The 18,174-nt window shown below is 66.9% G+C and carries 14 protein-coding genes; 5 read left to right on the top strand and 9 right to left on the bottom strand.

Features of this window, described 5'->3' with window-relative positions; all coding sequences use genetic code 11:
- Positions 1 to 16 precede the first annotated feature (16 nt).
- Positions 17 to 3,337, bottom strand: a complete 3,321-nt coding sequence (locus tag J2850_RS25840) for a maltotransferase domain-containing protein (RefSeq protein ID WP_209988465.1) — start codon at positions 3,335 to 3,337, stop codon at positions 17 to 19.
- A gap of 310 nt (positions 3,338 to 3,647) precedes the next feature.
- Here J2850_RS25840 and J2850_RS25835 point away from each other — a divergent pair, with 310 nt between their 5' ends.
- Positions 3,648 to 4,505 (top strand): polyphosphate kinase 2 family protein, encoded by an 858-nt coding sequence (locus tag J2850_RS25835; RefSeq protein WP_209988462.1) that lies wholly within the window; start codon positions 3,648 to 3,650, stop codon positions 4,503 to 4,505.
- A 139-nt stretch (positions 4,506 to 4,644) separates the two neighbouring features.
- Here J2850_RS25835 and J2850_RS25830 read toward each other — a convergent pair whose 3' ends face one another.
- The 4 genes from J2850_RS25830 to J2850_RS25815 form a co-directional block, all read right to left on the bottom strand.
- On the bottom strand, positions 4,645 to 5,439 hold the full coding sequence (locus J2850_RS25830; protein ID WP_209988459.1) for a hypothetical protein: 795 nt from the start codon (positions 5,437 to 5,439) through the stop codon (positions 4,645 to 4,647).
- A gap of 379 nt (positions 5,440 to 5,818) precedes the next feature.
- Positions 5,819 to 8,593, bottom strand: a complete 2,775-nt coding sequence (locus tag J2850_RS25825; RefSeq protein ID WP_209988454.1) for a hybrid sensor histidine kinase/response regulator — start codon at positions 8,591 to 8,593, stop codon at positions 5,819 to 5,821.
- A gap of 391 nt (positions 8,594 to 8,984) precedes the next feature.
- Positions 8,985 to 9,386 carry a VOC family protein gene (locus tag J2850_RS25820; protein ID WP_209988451.1) on the bottom strand — a complete coding sequence of 134 codons (402 nt, stop codon included), beginning with the start codon at positions 9,384 to 9,386 and terminating at the stop codon, positions 8,985 to 8,987.
- Positions 9,387 to 9,562: 176 nt separating this feature from the next.
- Complete coding sequence (locus J2850_RS25815) at positions 9,563 to 9,928, bottom strand: winged helix-turn-helix transcriptional regulator (RefSeq protein WP_209988449.1); 366 nt, start codon at positions 9,926 to 9,928, stop codon at positions 9,563 to 9,565.
- A gap of 99 nt (positions 9,929 to 10,027) precedes the next feature.
- On the opposite strand from J2850_RS25815, the gene J2850_RS25810 reads away from it, so the two are divergent.
- The gene (locus tag J2850_RS25810) at positions 10,028 to 11,143 is read left to right on the top strand and encodes an NADH:flavin oxidoreductase (protein WP_209988445.1); all 1,116 of its coding nucleotides are present in this window, start codon (positions 10,028 to 10,030) and stop codon (positions 11,141 to 11,143) included.
- Between the two features lie 35 nt (positions 11,144 to 11,178).
- Positions 11,179 to 11,316, top strand: a complete 138-nt coding sequence (locus J2850_RS25805) for a hypothetical protein (protein WP_209988443.1) — start codon at positions 11,179 to 11,181, stop codon at positions 11,314 to 11,316.
- A gap of 58 nt (positions 11,317 to 11,374) precedes the next feature.
- Here J2850_RS25805 and J2850_RS25800 read toward each other — a convergent pair whose 3' ends face one another.
- Positions 11,375 to 12,148, bottom strand: a complete 774-nt coding sequence (locus J2850_RS25800) for an SDR family oxidoreductase (RefSeq protein WP_209988437.1) — start codon at positions 12,146 to 12,148, stop codon at positions 11,375 to 11,377.
- Between the two features lie 58 nt (positions 12,149 to 12,206).
- Here J2850_RS25800 and J2850_RS25795 point away from each other — a divergent pair, with 58 nt between their 5' ends.
- Positions 12,207 to 13,121, top strand: a complete 915-nt coding sequence (locus tag J2850_RS25795; protein ID WP_209988434.1) for a LysR family transcriptional regulator — start codon at positions 12,207 to 12,209, stop codon at positions 13,119 to 13,121.
- A gap of 209 nt (positions 13,122 to 13,330) precedes the next feature.
- Here J2850_RS25795 and J2850_RS25790 read toward each other — a convergent pair whose 3' ends face one another.
- Entirely contained in the window at positions 13,331 to 13,840 is a 510-nt protein-coding gene (locus J2850_RS25790; RefSeq protein ID WP_209988431.1) for a hypothetical protein, read from the bottom strand.
- A 28-nt stretch (positions 13,841 to 13,868) separates the two neighbouring features.
- A complete protein-coding gene (locus tag J2850_RS25785) occupies positions 13,869 to 14,246 on the bottom strand; it encodes a VOC family protein (RefSeq protein WP_209988429.1) in 378 nt (125 codons plus the stop codon).
- Between the two features lie 298 nt (positions 14,247 to 14,544).
- Here J2850_RS25785 and J2850_RS25780 point away from each other — a divergent pair, with 298 nt between their 5' ends.
- Positions 14,545 to 14,787 carry a DUF4167 domain-containing protein gene (locus J2850_RS25780; RefSeq protein ID WP_209988426.1) on the top strand — a complete coding sequence of 81 codons (243 nt, stop codon included), beginning with the start codon at positions 14,545 to 14,547 and terminating at the stop codon, positions 14,785 to 14,787.
- A gap of 180 nt (positions 14,788 to 14,967) precedes the next feature.
- Here J2850_RS25780 and J2850_RS25775 read toward each other — a convergent pair whose 3' ends face one another.
- Positions 14,968 to 18,168, bottom strand: a complete 3,201-nt coding sequence (locus J2850_RS25775) for an efflux RND transporter permease subunit (protein ID WP_209988423.1) — start codon at positions 18,166 to 18,168, stop codon at positions 14,968 to 14,970.
- Between the last annotated feature and the right edge of the window lie 6 nt (positions 18,169 to 18,174).

The following is an 18,174-nucleotide window of genomic DNA, read 5'->3' as shown; positions in this document are numbered from 1 at the left end:
GGAGGAAGAAGGGGCGTTACACGCCCGGGGGGATGATGCGCCAGATGGCGGCGGGGTTGTGGGTCGGGTCGAGCCAGACATGCTGGTACTTGCCGATCCAGGTGAACCGGTGGCCGCTGAACAGGTCCTCGACCTGGACATGGGCGCCGTCGGGGAGGCCGAGCTCCCACAGCGGCACCTCGATGGTCCCGCCATGGCCATTGTGGGGGTCGAGGTTCACCGCGATCAGGATCACGTTGTCCTTGGCCGCCGTCATCTTGCCATAGAGCAGGATGTTGTCGTCGTAGGCGTTGTAGAAGCGCAGGTTGGTGAACTGCTGCAGCGCCGGGTTCTCTTGCCGGATGCGGTTCAGCGCCGTGACGTAGTCGCGGATGTTGCCGGGCTTGTCCCAGTCCCAGTGCCGGATCTCGTACTTCTCCGAGTGGTTGTATTCTTCCTTGCCGGGATAGGCCTCGGCCTCGCACAGCAGATAGGGGCCGTAGAGGCCGTAGACGCCGGCCAGCGTCGCCGCCAGCGCCGCCCGCATCATGTGGGCCGGCCGGCCGCCATGGGTGAGGATCGGCGGCAGGATGTCGGGGGTGTTGGCGAAGAAGTTGGGGCGCATGTACTCCCTGGATTCACCCTGCGTCAGCTCGGTGAGATACTCGGTCAGCTCCGGCTTGGTGGTGCGCCAGGTGAAGTAGCTGTAGGACTGGGTGAAGCCGACCTTGGCCAAACGCTTCATCAGCTTGGGCCGGGTGAAGGCCTCGGCCAGGAACAGCGCGTCGGGGTAGCGGTCCTGCACCTCGCGGATCATCCATTCCCAGAAGGGGAAGGGCTTGGTGTGCGGATTGTCGACGCGGAAGATGCGCACGCCTTCCCGGCACCACAGCAGCACGACGTCGCGCAGCGCGTACCACAGGTCCGGGTAGGACTGGCGGTAGAAGCTGACGTTGACGATGTCCTGGTACTTCTTCGGCGGATTCTCGGCATAGCGGATGGTGCCGTCGGGCCGCCAGTAGAACCAGTGCGGATGCTCCTTCACCCAGGGATGGTCGGGCGAGCACTGGACCGCGAAGTCGAGCGCGATCTCCAGCCCGTGGCGCTTGGCCTCGCGCACCAGCCGGCGGAAGCTGTCGAAATCGCCGATCATCGGATCGATGGCATCGTGCCCGCCCTCCTCGGCGCCGATGGCGTAGGGCACGCCGGGATCGTCGGGACCGGGGTTCAGCGTGTTGTTCCTGCCCTTGCGGAAGGCGCGGCCGATCGGGTGGATCGGCGGGAAATAGAGCACGTCGAAGCCCATGTCGCGCACCATGGGCAGCAGGTTGACCACATCGTCGAAGGTGCCGGGCCGCGACGGGTCCGGCGAGGCCGAGCGCGGGAAGATCTCGAACCAGGCGGAATAGGCGCCGGCGGTGCGGTCGACATAGACCTCCAGTTCGCGGACATAGCGCGACTTGTACTGGCGCTCGCCGTAGAGCGCCATGACGCGGCGCGGCTCGTCCGACAGCGCATAGTCGATCGCCTCGCGGCCGGACAGCGCCTGCATGCGCTCGATCACCGCCCCCAGCGCGGCGCGGCCGTCACCATGGTTCAGGTCGAGCGCCTGCTCGACGAAGCGGCGGCCTTCCACCAGCTCCAGGTCGACGGTCATGCCGACGTCGACCTTCTTCTTGAAGTCGGCGCGCCAGCTTTCCCAGACGTCGCGCCAGGCCTCGATGCTGTAGGTGTAGCGGGCGTTGCGGGTCAGCGGCACCCGCCCGACCCAGCGGTCGTTCTCGTGGAGGCGCATCGGCGCCTCGCGCCACTCCTCGTCGCCGTCCGCCTTGTACATGACCGAGGCGGCGAGCACGAAGGTGCCGTCGGTGTAGATGTCGGCCCACACCTCCATCACGTCGCCGACCGCGCGCTTGATGGCGAAGCGGCCGCCGTCGAGTTCGGGGTAGACGTTCTCGATGGTCATGCGGCCGGCGGCGATGGAGTCCATCCACTCCCGCTCTTCGACGTCGTGCAGCTCGACCGGCCGGCTCTGCGCCGCGCGGGCACGGAAGACGCGCAGCTCCATCGGGCGCAGGGTCATCGGCGCGCCGGGTTCCAGCGGCAGCGGCTCGGCCTCCGGCGTCACGTCCTCGAACGCCTCGAAGGTGCCGCCGGTGGCGGCCAGCACCGGGCCGACGTCGACATCCTGCGGACGGTTCTCGTCGGGGTTCAGCAGCAGGATGGCGCAGCCGTCGGGCTGGTCGAGCGCGGCGCCGTCGACCCGGCGGATCAGGCCGAGCACCGGGCTGTTCGGCGAGGTGACGCGGCGCTGCGGCCCCTCGACGTTCAGCGCCGGGGTGGCGGCCTTCATGGCGTTGACGGCGCCGATGAAGCCGGTGAGGTCGAGCTTGGCCGGCTCCCAGTCGGCCGGGCTCATCCGCACCACGTCGAGCTTGCGGGTGAAGCCGTACTCGAAGCCGACCGGCATCATCACGCCGGTGGAGAAGCTGGCGGCGAACAGGTAATGCATCTTGAGCTGGGCGGCGAGCCGCACCGAATCCTGGCTGCCGACCTCCGCCGCCAGCCGGTCGGTGTCGTGGCTTTCCGGGAAGGAGACCGACGGCGCGATCCAGCGGAAATCCTCATACTGGTCGAGCAGCCAGTCGGCCTTGAAGTCCCACCATTTGGCGCTGTTGAACAGGAAGTCGAAGCCGGCGCCGCACAGCTCGCGCACCTGTTCCACGGTGCAGCCGAGGGTTTCGGCGAAGAAGGTGACCTCGGGATTGCGGGCGCGGGCGGCGTCGATCAGGCTCTTCCACACCTCGGCCGGGACCTGATAGGCGGCGTCGCAGCGGAAGCCCTTCACCCCGAGCCCGATATAGTGGTTCAGGTAGTCGGTCCAGTAGCCGATCAGCCCGGCGCGCGAGTCCGCCCGGTCGTAGTCGAGCGAGGCGAGGTCGCCCCACACCGTGACGTTGGCGGTGTTGGCGGGGTCGACGGCGCCGGGACGGTGCAGGTCGCCGTCGGGGCCGCGCTTGTACCAGTCCGGATGCTGGTCGACCAGCAGGGCGTCGCGCGAGGTGTGGTTGATGACGAAATCCATCATCACCGACTGCCCGTGGCGCCCGGCCTCGTCGATGAAGCGGCGCAGCAGCTCGTCATCGCCTTCCTGCGCGCCGCCGCGCAGGGCGTCGTGCAGCCGGTAGGGATCCTTGACGGCATAGAGGCTGCCGGAGAAGCCCGGCTGGTGGATCGGGTTCAGGAAAATCCAGTCGAATCCCATCCCCTGGATCCGCGGCAGGTGGGCCGCCCAGTCACGGACGGGCCCGACCAGGGTCGGAAACAGGTTATAGATGCGCGGTCCGACGATGCTCATGGAACCCCCTTCCTTGGCGCTGGTTCTCCGTGTCCGAAGCCGCGGCTGGTTGTCCCGCTAGATGGGTGCCCAATTCCGCGGCTTCCACCGTTGACAGCCCGCCCGTCCCCGTTGTGGGATCGCTGGTTGGATATCGACGCCGTTTCATCAGGGGACGCCGGCCGCGTCGGGCGCCACGCCCCCGCCGCACAAACCCGGTGGAGCGGCGAAGGTTCCGCCCACAACCGGCAACCCACCCACCCATTCGCTCTCGCCTCCCCTTTCCGCTCCCCCCCACACCCATCCCCACCACGACGAAGGAACCGCCCGCATGGCCGACAAGTCCGGCAAACCCCCAAAGATCCGCCTGGGCAAGCTTGACCAGGACGATTCGCGGATCGACACGGCCGAGGACTATGACCGCCGGCTCGGCAAGCTGCAGAAGGAGCTGCTGCACATCCAGCAGACCTACTGGCACGAGAAGCGCCGGGCGATCGTGGTGTTCGAGGGCTGGGACGCCGCCGGCAAGGGCGGCGCCATCCGCCGCATGACCGAGCCGCTCGACCCCCGCGGCTTCCATGTCTGGCCGATCTCCGCCCCCAGCGCCGAGGACCAGGGCAAGCATTACCTCTACCGCTTCTGGACCAAGCTGCCGGCCGTCGGCACCTTCGCCATCTTCGACCGCTCCTGGTACGGCCGCGTGCTGGTCGAGCGGGTGGAGAAGCTGGCGAGCAAGGAGCAGTGGAAGCGCGCCTATGACGAGATCAACGAGTTCGAGCGGCTGCTGACCGACGACGGCGTGCGCATCATCAAGCTGTTCCTGCACATCACGCCGGAAGAGCAACTGGAGCGTTTCCGCGAGCGCATGAAGAACCCCTACAAGCGCTGGAAGCTGACGGAGGAGGACCTGCGCAACCGCGCCAAATGGGACGATTATGTCGATGCCGCGGAGTCGATGTTCGACAAGACCTCCACCGCCGCCGCCCCCTGGCATGCGGTGCCGGCCAATTCCAAGTGGTTCGCCCGCCTGCGGGTGCTGGAGATCGTGACCGGCGCGCTGAAGGCCGGGGTGAACGTCGCGCCGCCGCCGATCGACGGCAACGTCGCCCGGATCGCCGCGGAGGTGCTGGGCGTCGACCCGGACACCGGCCAGGGCCGGGAGAAGGCCCGGTCGAACGGCGACAAATAGGCGGCGGGGCGGGAGCGGCGCCGGTCGCGCTGCCGTGACGCCCTGGGGCCGGCCGGCAGGCGGTGGATGGGATGGAACGTTTGAAACCGTGTGAACCATCGCCGGCCCCCTGTTCACCGTTCACCCGCGGGAGCGGCGGCTATCGCCAGCCGGACCGGCCGAACGCCCCCTGCCCGCCCCTGCGCTCCCCCGCCGAGCCGAGGCTGGGGAAGAGGTCGTCCGGGTTGTGGGTCCAGGGAAAGACCCCCTTCGGCCCCTCGGCCTCCGGCCGGGCGAGGATGGCGGCGATGACCCGCGGATCGGGCGGGTTGCGCTCGCGCAGGGCGCCGGGGATGTCGTCCTCGTCGTCGAGGAAGGCGGTTTCGGCAGCGGCTGCTGCAACGACGGCGGCGGCGATGTCGGCAGCGGCGGCCGGCGTTTCCGGGATGGGGCCGGGGATGGGGGCGGGGATGGCGTCCCGGTCGCGGGCGGGTGGAACCGGCGAGGGCATCGGGGACGCCGCGGAAGCGTCGCGCCCGTCGGGGAGTGCGAAGAGCCCGAGCTTGTCGGCCAGCCAGCGCACCGTGGCCGGGTCGCCGGCCGACACCAGCCGTTCGACCTGCTCGGCCACCAGGGCGCGCAGCGAGGCCAGCCGCAGATCGGCTTCCCGGTTCAAGGCCTGCCGTTCCCACCAGACGCGATGCCGGAATGCCTGCGAGCCGTAATAGGCCCGCCACAAGGTGGTGCGGCTGCAGCCCATGGAGCGTGACACGGCGAGAAAGGAAGCCCCGCGAGCCAGCATCCCGGCGGCCATGACCCACTGTTCCTCATGGAAGCGCGAGCCAGGAACCAGCGACCCTTCGGGCGGCACCGGCGGCTCATCGGCCCAATGCGGAAAGCTGCCGGCGGGCGGGGTGGCGGCCTGGCCGGCGGGATGAAGGCAATCGGGGGACATAGAAACCTCCGCGGCTGGAATGAGGTTATAATTCCTATTATAGGATGGAATCGGCCGCAATGCCTGGTTTTAAAAAGCACCGAAGGCTGGAGCTTGAGGCGGCCGAGAGAAGTGACGCAAGTGCAAGAGGAGTGCGCAAAGCGGTGCCGTTTGGGAGGCCAGCGGGTCAGGAGAGCGCCAGAGAAGCCGTAGACAGAACTCATGAACCAAGCTGTCGTTCTCGCGAGAGTGCCCATTGCATTGCGGGGAAAGCGGCTGTTTGACACCAAGCACGTTCAATGAAAGCTCTCGGGAGCAAGTGCCCCCAAGATCGTCCACAAGCAGAACCAAACCCGTCGGCCGCCCAGATGGTGTCGCCGATGATCTCCAGCCGTTGCTGCTACATACGCCGTCGTGTCAATCGGCGGAGCACACGCGATACATCGTCAACGGCGTAGGGCTTTTGCAGCAGTTCGAAGCCGTGCCGCCCCTCTTCGGCCAAGACATGGCTGTAGCCGGAGGTCAGCACCACCGGGAGACCTGGAAAGCGCTGCCGTATCTCCCGTCCCAGCTCAATGCCATTCATCCCAGGCATTACGACGTCCGAGAATACCACGTCGAAGCGAGCAGCATCCTTATCAAGGAGTGTGAGGGCCTCGCGCGCATTCGCCGCCCAGGTCGGTTCATAGCCGAGGTCCTGGAGAAGCTGTGTCGAGAAACGCCCCACCTCGATGTTGTCCTCGACCACCAGCACGCGCCGTCCACCGCCATCCTCGTCCTGCCCGGCATCACGGCAGTGGTCCGGGGCGCCGCCCGGTTCGACGTCCCGCTCGACCATCGGCAGGTAGAGGGTAAAGGTCGTGCCTTTCCCGAGTTCGCTCGCAACGGCGACGTCGCCCCCGGACTGTTTGGCAAAGCCGTAAACCTGGCTCAGGCCCAATCCCGTGCCCTTGCCGATTTCCTTTGCCGTGAAGAACGGTTCGAAAATCTGGCCGAGCCGATCCGCCGGGACGCCCGACCCGGTATCGCCGATGGACAGCGCCACGAATTTGCCGGAGCCGCCGGCATGCCCGCGGATCGGCGGCATCTGCGCCTGGGGATTGACATGAACCGTCAGGATCCCCTCGCCATTCATGGCATCACGGGCGTTCACCACCATGTTCACGACAGCCGTTTCGAACTGGACGACATCCGCTTCGGCAAAGCACCGAAGGCATGTGGCGTCGATTACGATCTGGATGCGGCCTCCGACGATGGTGCGCAACATGTCGGTGATGGCCTGGATCCGCTCAGGCACGTCGAATACCTCGGGCTTGAGCGCCTGCCGCCGGGCAAAGGCCAGCAACTGTCCGGTAAGCTTGGCAGCACGGTCCACGGTGTCGGTGATCGCATCGATGTAGCGGCGGCGGCGATCCTCCGGGAGATTGGGACGGCGCAGGAACTCAACCGACGACCGGATGATGGTGAGCAGGTTGTTGAAGTCGTGAGCCACACCCCCCGTGAGCTGCCCCACCGCTTCGAGTTTCTGCGATTGGCGCAGGGCGGCCTCGGTCTTCTCACGCTCGGCGACCGCGTGGAGCACGCGGGTTTCCAAGTCCTCATTGAGGGCGCGCAGGGCTGCCTCGGCCTCGCGACGGTCGGTGACGTCGAGAACGAACTCCACCACTTCGTCGCCGACCTTGCGCGGCGCGAACAGCCCCCACCAGCGCGAGCCGTCCTTGCGGAAATACTGCTTCTCGTAAGGTGTGGCCTCGCCCTTCGTCATCACCTGCTCGACCGCCCGCAAGGACTCCGGGAAGAACTCTTCCGGCGTGAGCTCCTGCCAGGTCTTGCCGAGCGCCTCCTCGCGGCTGAAGCCGGTCATCGCCAGGAACGCGTCATTCACCTCGGTGAGCCCGAAACCCGGCCCCCAGAACAGTACCCCGACGGTGCTGATTCCCATGGCTGTCCTGAGGCGCTCCTCGCTGCGGCGCAACGCCTCCTCGGCGCGCACCCGCTCGCTGATGTCGCGGTAGAAGACCGCCACTCCGCCCGGCACCGGGTAGATGCGCAGCGCGAGCCAGAGGTCGTGTCCGGTCGCCGCATCCTGGTAGTGGTGGTTCAATTCCACCGGCACGCGCTCGGCCATGACCCGGTGGTAGGCCGCCTGGACCGGGGTTCCGATCGAGGCGGGGAACAACTCCCAGTGGCTCTTTCCCAGGATCTCGCTCTTGGGTCGGCCGTCGATCCGCAGGCCTTCGGCATTGATCTCGGTGACGCGGTAATCCTCGTCGAGAACAAGGAAGCCCTCGCTCATCGCCGCCAGCACGCCGCCGTATCGTGCGTTGCTGGCGTCGATGGCAGGCTGGGCCAGATGCGCCTCGGTGACATCGTGGCCCTCGCAGAAGATCCCGGTGACGCGACCGGCCTCGTCCCGCACGGGCTCGTAGATGAAGTCGAGGAAGCGCTCCTCCGCCATCGAACCGGGCGAGCGCCGGAAACGGACCGGCTGGTGATGGGCAGCGAAGCGCTTGCCGCTGGTGTAAACGTCGTCGAGCTGCTCGAAGAAGCCTTGCCCGACGAGTTCGGGGAAGACCTCGCGCACGGTCCTGCCGACGAAGTCACGGTCGCCGAACAGGCGCCTGTAAGCCTGGTTGACGAACTCGAAGGTGTGATCCGGCTGAGCCAGCACCGCCACGAAGCCCGGCGCCTGTTCGAACAGCCGTTGCTGCCGCTCGGTCTCTGCTGCAAGCCGCCGCTCGGCCATGATCTGACCCGTGATTTCGTTGCAGGGGCAGAAGAAACCGGTGATGGCTCCGGCCTCGTCGCGCACCGGCCTGTAGGAAAAGGCGAAGTGTGCCTCCTCCAGATAGCCGCGGCGTTCCATCATGAGGGTGATGTCATCCATGTGGACCGGCTCACCACCATAGGCCTGCTCGACGATGGGCAGCAGGTCGGTCCGGATTTCATGCCAGACCTCCAGAAAGTCGCGGCCCAAGGCAGCCGGATGCTTCCGGGCAAGGATTTCGGCATAAGCATCGTTGTAGAGCAGCGTGCGGTCCGGACCCCAGGTGACGAACATCGGCTGGATGGACCCCAGCATGACCCCGACCAGGGTCTTGAGGCTGGAGGGCCAGCCGGCGGGCTCCCCGAGTGGCGTTGCCGTCCAGTCATGGGCACGGATGAGCGACGCCATGCCGTCCCCACCAGAGAGGAAGTCCAGTCTGCCGTTCGGTCCAAGGCTGCCGTGCATCGCGTCCGATCTCGTTGGTACGCCGGATGGTGAGCCGGTATGGGCCAACTCAAGCCCAACCAGGCAAGACGTCAGTCCCGGCTCATGGAAGAAGGCGTGAAATGGGAAACCGAGCGGGGGCTGTAAAGACGCCGTGCGGCCATCGGCTCCATATTGCTCCGCTGCTACCCGCATCTTCAGAGGAAGAATGAGGCCCTAAATCCCGCGCATCATCGAGATATAGTGCATGCAGCCCCTCAGAAACGGGCCAGGGGTCGGCCCGTGCCTGGGAAACGGCAAAGATCGGCGGCTGAGCGCCGGCGGCTTCGCTGCCGCGAATAGATGGGGACAGGCATCAAAGGGCCATGGCTTCTACGCCGATTCGTAGGCCGCCGCCATTCCCGCATCCCTGCACCACCCCGGCCGGGGTGGAAAGCGGACGATCCGCCTTTGTTGATGTCTTGGATCTTTCGGACGTGCGGGGTTCGATCAGGTCCCAGCGATTTCCGTAGAGGCGCTCGAACTTGGCGACCATCCCGTACGGCTCCGATCGCGGTGGTTCGCGGAATACGACGCCCACCGCGAGGTGACGGGCATGATCGCGGGCGAAGTCGTCCGCCTCAAGGAACAGGAAGACCCGACCGCCGCCCTGCCGGCCGACGGTCGCCCTCCGCTGTTCCCCGATCGAGCGTCCGGCCGGGCCGTTCGGTGTCCGGGTGGCGCCTAACGCCTGATCGGCGCCAGCCGGGCGGAACATCTGCGCGAGAATTCGGCCGCGCTGGGCATCGTGCTGTGCTCCGAACAGCAGGCGTGCATGGTCGCGGCGGGGATGCTGCCCAGGCTCGACTCCTGCTTCATCGTCAACCTGCCGCGTCCCGCCATCTTCGGTGGGGGGACGTCCGGCCGTGGAGGCGAGATCGGCGGCGCCTCAGGTCACTCGGCGGCGCGGGCGTCGAACGCCTGGCGCGCCTGCTCCACCTCATCCAGATGCGCAATCATCCAGGCATAAAGCGCCTTGAACGGCGGTTGCAGCGAGCGCCCGAGCGGTGTGATGGCGTATTCCACCCCGATCGGCGAGGCCATGATGACCCGGCGGGAAATGAGGCCGTTGCGTTCCAGCCGCCGCAGGCATTGCGTCAGCGCCTTCTGCGTCACGCCCTCCAGGTGCCGCTTGATCTCGTTGAATCGCATCGGCCCGGCGTCCAGCACGGTGAGCACCATCATCGACCACTTGTCGGCGATCTGGTCGAACAGCAGGCGGCTGGGACAGTTCACGTCGAAGTGCTGGCAGACGGGCATGGGGGTTTCCTCGGCGATACCTAGGCGATCGCAAGTGCGTTCTTGCACCTTGGTATCACATGTATACCTTTCACGCAAATCAACGAGCGAGGCTTCCCCATGTCTTCGACAGACGTCCTGTTCCGCCCTTTTCGCATCGGCTCGATGGAGCTGGCGAACCGCATCGTCATGGCCCCGATGACGCGCAGCTTCGCACCCGACGGCATTCCCGGCCCGGCGCATGCCGCCTATTACCGGCGGCGGGCCGAAGGCGGCGTCGGCCTGATTCTTTCGGAGGGCACGGTGATCGACCGGCCCGCCTCCCGCAATGACCCGGGGATCCCGTTCTTCCACGGCGAACGGGCGCTTGCCGGCTGGAAAGGCGTGGTCGACGCCGTCCACACGGCGGGTGGCCGCATGGGACCGCAGTTGTGGCACACCGGCGGGGTCAAGAGCTTCCTCACCGACTGGGTCCCCGACGCGGCGGTGGAAAGCCCCTCGGGGCTCGATGCGCCCGGCATCGCGCGCGGGAAAGCGATGAGTGACGCGGACATCGCCGATACGATCGCCGCCTTCGCCAAGGCGGCGGCCGACGCGAAGCGGCTCGGCTTCGACACGATCGAACTCCATGGCGCCCACGGCTACCTGATCGATCAATTCTTCTGGAGCGGAACCAACCTGCGCGGCGACCGCTACGGCGGCGCCACGATCCGCGAGCGGTCCCGCTTCGCCGCGGAGATCGTCGCCGCGATCCGCGCCAGCGTCGGGCCGGGCTTCCCGATCATCCTGCGCGTCAGCCAGTGGAAGCCGCAGGACTATGCCGCGCGCATCGCCGAGACCCCCGATCTGATGGCCGACTGGCTGCAGCCGTTGGTCGAGGCGGGCGTCGACGTGCTGCACTGCTCGCAGCGCCGCTTCTGGGAGCCCGAGTTCCCCGGGATCGACGGCACGCAGGGGCTCAACTTCGCCGGCTGGGCCAAGAAACTGACCGGTGCCGCCACGATCAGCGTCGGCTCGGTCGGCTTGACCGGCGACGTCATGACCGCCTTCAGCGGCGAGGGCTCGACCAGCGTCGGCCTCGACGCGCTCGTCGAGCGGATGGAGCGTGACGAGTTCGACCTCATCGCGGTCGGCCGCGCCCTCATCAGCGACCCGGCCTGGGTCAGGAAAATCCGGAGCGGCGATACCGAGGGTTTGAAGGGGTTCGACGCCAAGGACCTCGCCGAACTGGTGTGAGCGGCGGTTGTTTTCCCGTGGTGCCGGACCGATCCATGCTGGTCGACGGACCAGCTATCGCCGGCATCACGGTGCTCTTCGCGATGGGAAAGGCCTGCCGCTACGCGCGCGGCAGGCCAAGTTTAGAGGTGGTTTTCCAAACCATCGCCCATGGGCCGATGCCGGAAAGCTGACGGCGGATCACCGCCAAGTGTTCATCAGGCCGGTACCTGCGCCCGCCGCGCTGGTCCGTCACACCAGACGTCCGCCACCATCGACATGCAAGACCTCGCCGTTCATATGGCCGTTCACGAGCAACAGCAGGATCGCCTGAGCGACCTCGTCGGCTTGGCCAATCCGGCCGCCGGGCAGGCTGCGAGCGGCCTGGACCAACAAGCCGTTGCGCGCAGCCTCGCCCATGACGTTGAACAGCGGGGTGTCCACGAAGCCGGGCGCGATGACGTTTACGCGGATGGGCTTCAACTCCAACGCCAGAGCCTGCGCGAGAGCCTCGATCCCGCGCACCGCTGCGGCCACCACTGAGAAGCCGGCGGACGGACGGTCGGAGAACTGGCCACCGGTCAGAACGATGGATCCGGTCGGCGACATGAGCGGCAAGGCGGCCTTGATGGCGTAGAGCGGCCCGGCGATCCGCTCCTGCAACGCGGCCAGCAGGACGTCCGGGTCGGTGACGGCGATGGGGCCGCCGCCCAGGGCACCGGCGGTGATAACCAGATGGTCGATCGGATCGCTCTCAACGAACACGGCCTCTACCGCGCGACGATCGGTGATATCGGCAATGGCGGTCCGCGCGCCAAGAGGTGCTGCAGCGGCGGCGAGTTTGGCCGGGGTGCGTCCAACCAGGGTCACACGAGCGCCGCGGGCGTGTGCCGCGGTGGCAGTGGCAAGGCCGATCCCTGTGGCGCCGCCAAATACGACGACGTGTGCACCTTTCAAAGGGTCGGGAGCAGTCGGGTTCATGCAAGGGCCTTTCGAGCGGAGTTGACGGCTGCTGGAATAGGCCATTCCAATTCTTCTCAGAACTGGGTATAGCTGACTAGGCCTTATGCCAAGGAGGCATGAGTTGGATCGGCTTCACGCCCTGCGGCTGTTCACCCGCGCCGTCGAACTCGGCAGTTTTTCCGCTGTCGCCCGTGAAGCGGGCGTTTCCCAGCCAACGGTGAGCAAGATCATTGCCGCCCTGGAGCGGGATATCGGCGTGCGGCTGATCGAGCGCACGACGACCAGCCTCTCCACGACCAACGAAGGCCGGCGTTTCTATCAGCGCTGTCGGCAAATCGCCGACGACTATGCCGACGCCATCGCGGAGGTGCGCGGGCAAGTGCAGCAGGTGATCGGCAAGCTCACGGTCAGCGCTCCCCTGGGCTTCGGCGAACTCCGGCTCAACGCGCTGGTGACGGCCTTTCTAAGCCAACATCCGGGACTCGAAGTCGAGCTGATCCTGAACGATCGGATGGTCGATCTCGTCGAGGAGGGCGTCGATGTCGCGGTCCGGCTAGGGGGGCCATTGCCGCCGGAAGCCGTGGCGCGCGAGGTCGCGACCTCTCCGCGTATATTGGTCGCCTCGGCTGTCTACCTCGCGGGAGCGCCGGTTCTACGCCACCCCGATGACGTTGAAAGCCACCCCTATATCGGGTACGCCGGGCTGGAGCCCCGCGGGACCCTCACCTTCACCAACGGTGCAGAGCATGTTTCGGTGGCCACCGTCGGCCCCTATCGGGTCAACAGCTCCCTGTCGTTGCGGCAGTGCTTTCTCGATGGCATTGGAATCGGCAGTGCGCCGGCTTGGCTGGTTCAGGACTTGATAGAAAAAGGTGACCTCGTTCAACTGCTACCGGAATGGACATTGCCCTCCCAACGTGTCCATCTGCTGTACCCGACAAGGCGCTACCTCCCGCGCCGGACCCAGGTGTTCCTTCAGTCGATGACGGCGGCCATCCGTGCACTCCCGGGATTTACCTTGCCGGCCGCCGCCTGATCCGACAGCGTGAGCCCAAGCGAAGCCCTCATTCACCGACCGCCGGTTTACCGGCTATGTGTCCGATGCCAAGGGCATGCCGACAAGTGACGACAGCCGCCTTTCAGAGGCGCTTTCCAGAGCCCTCATCCGACGATCACACCTGCGGAAACCAGCTCAGCAGCCCACGACTGTCGCCGGGTCTTGCCGACGGACGCTCGATCTGACTATCAAGTGCAGGGGCGGGGCACCGCCACACGGCGGTCAGCTTTCAGATGCATGCCGTTCCACGGTCCCGAAACGGAGCAGAGCGTCGCCAGCGGCAAGGGACATTGCGGGATGCCGATGCACTCTTCGCGAAGATCTCGCACGATCCGGCGGGAAACATCTCCGATGAGCAGATGTCGGGCCGGCTTGCCGCGCGGGTGGATCCGGACAGTTTCGGAACTGCCCTGTCCGATTTCCTGAACATCGATCTGTCGCCACCGGATGCGAAACGGCAGTTGCTTGGCCGGCTGACGGGCATCGGCTTGACCAAGGATCAAGGCGGCAAGCGTCTCCGGGCAATCGGCTGGAAACACCGGAAACCGACGATCCCGCCCTCCCTGGGTCAGGACGCTGATGCTTGGCGGCGTTCGGGCACGGCGTTGGAGGGTGGGGTTGGCGGCGGCCTCCAGTGCCAGGACGGCCTCCGAGCGGCCTTCGAGCGCGTCGGGGACGATCCCGGCGGGTCGCCGCATTCTCGCGGCACCGTCCCCATCGGAAAGGCTATTTCGCGGAGTAGGTGACAGCTTCCAGCTTGTGTCCGTCAGGATCGCGGACGAACGCCCCATAATAGTGAGCGTCGTATTCCGGCCGCAGCCCAGGTTCCCCGTCGCCGACCCCGCCATTGGCAAGTGCCGTTGAGTAGAAGCGGTCAACCATATCGCGTTCCTCTACCGCGAACGCAATGTGGGTGCCGTTACCGACCGTGGCCGGCTTGCCGTCGATGGGGGGTTGAACACTGAAATGAAACGTACCGCTCCCATAAGCCAGACCTTCTCCGGTGCTGGTCATCGGCATCATGCCGACGACGGGCAGCACGGCATCATAGAACCGTCTGGCTCTCTCGACATCGTTGGTGCCGAGCGACACATGGTGGATCATCCGTCATCCTCGCCTGTTTTCTGGAGCATACACGTCGCCGGGCCGATCCGCACATGCCCGAAACTCTCCACGAACGCCGGTGTCCGTTTGGCGATCCGGATGCCGGCGGTGAGGGTCCGGATGGCGGGAGCAATCGGTGCCTGGGCGGCCGGCCGTGCCCTCGATGTCGGCCGGCGCGTCGGCAGGCGTTGGCGCCGCCGCGTCACCGGAGAATTTTCGCGCATCCTGGCAAATTGCAGCGTAGACTCTGCCGGGTCACGGATGACCCCGTACTCTTTCAAGGAAGTCGGTAGGCCCCATGCCACCCTCCAGGCCCCGCGTACCAGTGCCGCGACCGAATTTCAGCAAGTCCCGCCACACCACTGCCGCCTCCTCCGGGGGGCGGCCAGCACCCGCCCGTGTAAACGGGTCGGCGCTTCAAAAACAGTCCCAGTGGCTCGCCCGCGCTGCCGACGCCGAACGCGTCGGCGACGGCATCGAGGCCGAGCTGTGCCGGCAGTATGCCGAGCATTGGTTCCGCGTCTCCCGCGGGCAGGATTGACGCCGAAGCGTTGCGAAAGCGGGGCCTGCTGCTTCCAGGCAGCAGGCCCGATGCCTGTCGAACAATGAAGGCGTGTCGTCGGTCGAACCGGATGACGGCCGATCGGCCGATTCGGCTTGGCGGGCGGCGGGCGGCGGGCGGCGGGGACGATGCCCTGCCCCGCCCTGCCCCGCCAAGCCATCACTCCCCAGGCTGATGCCGCGATTGCAGGCCGACCTCTTCCTCGGCTGCGGCGGGGTGCTGGTTGACCGCCAGCGGTCCGCTGAAGAGGCGGCGGACGACCGTGTAGAACACCGGGGTGTAGATCAGGCCGAAGATGGTGACGCCCAGCATTCCCGTGAACACCGCGGTTCCCAGGGTCTGCCGCATCTCCGCCCCGGCTCCCTGCGCGATCATCAGCGGCACGACGCCGAGGATGAAGGCGAGGGAGGTCATCAGGATCGGGCGAAGCCGCGTGCGCGCCGCCTCCACCGCCGCCTCGAAGCGGTTCTTCCCCTCGAACAATTCGTTCTGGCGGGCGAACTCGACGATGAGAATGGCGTTCTTGGCGGCAAGGCCGACCAGGACGACGAAGCCGACCTGGGCCAGGATGTCGACGGCCATGCCGCGCATCATCAGGCCGGTCACCGCCGCCAGCAGGCACATCGGCACGATCAGGATGACCGACAGCGGCATGGTCCAGCTCTCATACTGGGCGGCAAGCACCAGGAAGACGAACAGAACCGACAGGCCGAAGACCATCAGGCCGCTGTTTCCCGCAGCCCGTTCCTGGTAGGCCAGCTCCGTCCACTCGAAGCCGAAGCCGTCCGGCAGCACCTCGGCGGCCGCCTTTTCCATGGCGGCCAGGGCGTAGCCGGTGGAGACGCCGGGCAGCGTGTTGCCCTGCAGCTCCGCCGCCGGGTAGAGGTTGTAGCGGGCGGCGCGGTAGGGGCCGGTGATGTCGGTCAGCGCCGCCACCGCACCGATCGGCACCATCTCGCCGCGCTCGTTGCGCGTCTTCAGGTTGGCGAGGTCTCGCGGGTCCTGGCGGAAACGGCCGTCGGCCTGCGCGGTGACCCGGTAGGTGCGTCCCAGGAGGTTGAACTCGTTGACGAAGGCCGAGCCGACATAGATCTGCAGCGCCTCGAACACCTGATCGGCGGTCACCCCCAGCATCTCCGCCCGCTGCCGGTCGATATCCGCGTAGATCTTGGGTGTCTTGGTGTTGAACAGCGTGAACACGCCGACCAGTCCCGGGATCTTGTTGGCCGCGGCGGACAGTTCGGACACCGCCGCATCGAGGGCCGGCAGGCCGCGGCCGCGCTTGTCCTCCACCATCATCTTGAAGCCGCCGGCGCTGCCGATGCCGCGGACCGGCGGCGGCGGGATGGTGATGATGAAGGCGTCCTCGATCGAGGCCAGCCGCTGCCTCAGGTCGGCCAGCACCGCATCGGCGGAATGACCGTTCCTGATGCGATCCTCGAAGGGGGCGAGGGTCACGAAGATCGCCCCGGCGTTCGGCGCGTTGGTGAAGGTGGCGCCGTCGAAGCCGGCGAAGGGGACGGCATGGGCGACTCCCGGCGTCTTCAGCAGCACGTCCACCGACTTGCGCACCACCTCGTCGGTCCGGGCGAGCGAAGACCCCGGCGGCAGTTGCACCACGGTGATCAGGTAGCCCTGGTCCTGGTTGGGGATGAAGCCGGTCGGTGCCCGGCTGAACTGCCAGCCGGTCACGCCGAGCAGCAGCAGATAGACCGGCAGGACGATGAACGGCAGCCGCACCAGCCGCCGCGTCAGCCCGGCATAGCCGTTGGACAGCCGGTCGAACCCGCGGTTGAAGCCGCGGAAGAAGGCGGCGACCGGCCGCATCGGCAGCGACGGCCTGGGCGGGTTTTCCCGGTGCGGCTTGAACAGCAGGGCGCAGAGCGCCGGGCTGAGCGTCAGGGAGACGAGGCAGGAGATCACCGTGGCGCTGGCGATCGTCACCGCGAACTGCCGGAAGAACTGGCCGGAAATGCCGCTGACCAGGGCGGCGGGAACGAACACCGCGGTCAGCACCAGGGCGATGGCGATCAGCGCCCCGCCGACCTCGTTCATCGTCTCGTGCGCGGCATCCTTGGGCTTCATGCCGCGGCTGATGAAGCGCTCCACATTCTCCACCACGACGATGGCGTCGTCGACCACGATGCCGATCGCCAGCACCAGGCCGAACAGCGACAGCGTGTTCAGCGAATAGCCCAACGCCGCCAGCACGGCGAAGGTGCCGACCAGCGAGACCGGGATGGCCAGGATCGGGACGATCGAGGCGCGCCAGGACTGGAGGAACAGGATGACGACGATGACGACCAGGATGACCGCTTCGTAGATCGTCTTGTAGACCTCCTCGACCGACTGGGCGATGAACTCGGTGGGGTTGTAGACGACGTCGTAGCGCATGCCCTCGGGGAAGCCCTTGGAGAGGTCGGCCATGGTCGTCAGGATGCGGTTGGCGGTGTCCAGGGCGTTGGAGCCGGGCCGCTGGAAGACCACCAGCGGCACCGCGGACTGGCGGTCGAGGTAGGCGTTCAGGTTGTAGTCCTGGGCGCCGAGCTCGATGCGGGCCACGTCGCGCAGGCGGGTGACGGCGGCGCCGTCGGTCTTCACGATGATGTTGCCGAATTCGCGGGCGTCGGTGAGGCGGCCCAGCGTCTCGACATTGAGCTGGAAGGCTCCGGGCGTCGGGACCGGCGGCTGGTTGATGACGCCGCCCGACACCTGGACGTTCTGCGCCTGGATGGCGCGGACGACGTCGCCCGCGGTGAGCCCGCGCGCCGCCACCCTGTCGGGGTCGAGCCAGACGCGCATGGCGTAGTCGCGGGCGCCGAACACCTGCACGTCGCCGACGCCGTCCAGGCGTGCCAGCACGTCCTTGATCTGCAGCAGCGCGTAGTTCGACATGTAGAGCTGGTCGCGCTCGCCGCCCGGCGAATTCAGGTGGATCACCATCAGCATGTCGGGCGAATTCTTGCGCACGGTCACGCCGATGCGCCGCACCTCTTCCGGCAACCGCGGCTCGGCGACGGCAAGGCGGTTCTGCACGAGCACCTGGGCGGTGTCGAGATCGGTGCCGAGCCTGAAGGTGATGGTCAGTTGCAGGCGGCCGTCGCTGGTCGCCTGCGAGGTCATGTAGAGCATGTTCTCGACGCCGTTGATCTCCTGCTCCATGGGAGCGGAGACGGTGTCGGCGACGACCTGCGCCGAGGCGCCGGGGTATGTCGTGTTCACCACGATGGTCGGCGGCGCGATCTCGGGATACTGCGCCACGGGCAGGGTCAGGTAGGCGAAGATGCCGACGAGGGTGATGACGATGGACAGGACCGCCGCGAAGATCGGCCGGTTGATGAAGAAGTGCGAGATGTTCATGGCTGT

The organism is Azospirillum picis (assembly GCF_017876115.1).
Lineage (GTDB): Bacteria > Pseudomonadota > Alphaproteobacteria > Azospirillales > Azospirillaceae > Azospirillum > Azospirillum picis.
This window is presented reverse-complemented; position numbering and strand designations above follow the sequence as displayed.

Excerpts from the sequence above, each read along its gene's own strand:
- J2850_RS25840 (WP_209988465.1), bottom strand. The coding sequence starts at position 3,337 with ATGAGCATCGTCGGACCGCGCATCTATAACCTGTTTCCGACCCTGGTC.
- J2850_RS25835 (WP_209988462.1), top strand. The coding sequence starts at position 3,648 with ATGGCCGACAAGTCCGGCAAACCCCCAAAGATCCGCCTGGGCAAGCTT.
- J2850_RS25830 (WP_209988459.1), bottom strand. The coding sequence starts at position 5,439 with ATGTCCCCCGATTGCCTTCATCCCGCCGGCCAGGCCGCCACCCCGCCC.
- J2850_RS25825 (WP_209988454.1), bottom strand. The coding sequence starts at position 8,593 with ATGGCGTCGCTCATCCGTGCCCATGACTGGACGGCAACGCCACTCGGG.
- J2850_RS25820 (WP_209988451.1), bottom strand. The coding sequence starts at position 9,386 with ATGTTCCGCCCGGCTGGCGCCGATCAGGCGTTAGGCGCCACCCGGACA.
- J2850_RS25815 (WP_209988449.1), bottom strand. The coding sequence starts at position 9,928 with ATGCCCGTCTGCCAGCACTTCGACGTGAACTGTCCCAGCCGCCTGCTG.
- J2850_RS25810 (WP_209988445.1), top strand. The coding sequence starts at position 10,028 with ATGTCTTCGACAGACGTCCTGTTCCGCCCTTTTCGCATCGGCTCGATG.
- J2850_RS25805 (WP_209988443.1), top strand. The coding sequence starts at position 11,179 with ATGCTGGTCGACGGACCAGCTATCGCCGGCATCACGGTGCTCTTCGCG.
- J2850_RS25800 (WP_209988437.1), bottom strand. The coding sequence starts at position 12,148 with ATGGCCTATTCCAGCAGCCGTCAACTCCGCTCGAAAGGCCCTTGCATG.
- J2850_RS25790 (WP_209988431.1), bottom strand. The coding sequence starts at position 13,840 with ATGCGGCGACCCGCCGGGATCGTCCCCGACGCGCTCGAAGGCCGCTCG.
- J2850_RS25785 (WP_209988429.1), bottom strand. The coding sequence starts at position 14,246 with ATGATCCACCATGTGTCGCTCGGCACCAACGATGTCGAGAGAGCCAGA.
- J2850_RS25780 (WP_209988426.1), top strand. The coding sequence starts at position 14,545 with ATGCCACCCTCCAGGCCCCGCGTACCAGTGCCGCGACCGAATTTCAGC.
- J2850_RS25775 (WP_209988423.1), bottom strand. The coding sequence starts at position 18,168 with ATGAACATCTCGCACTTCTTCATCAACCGGCCGATCTTCGCGGCGGTC.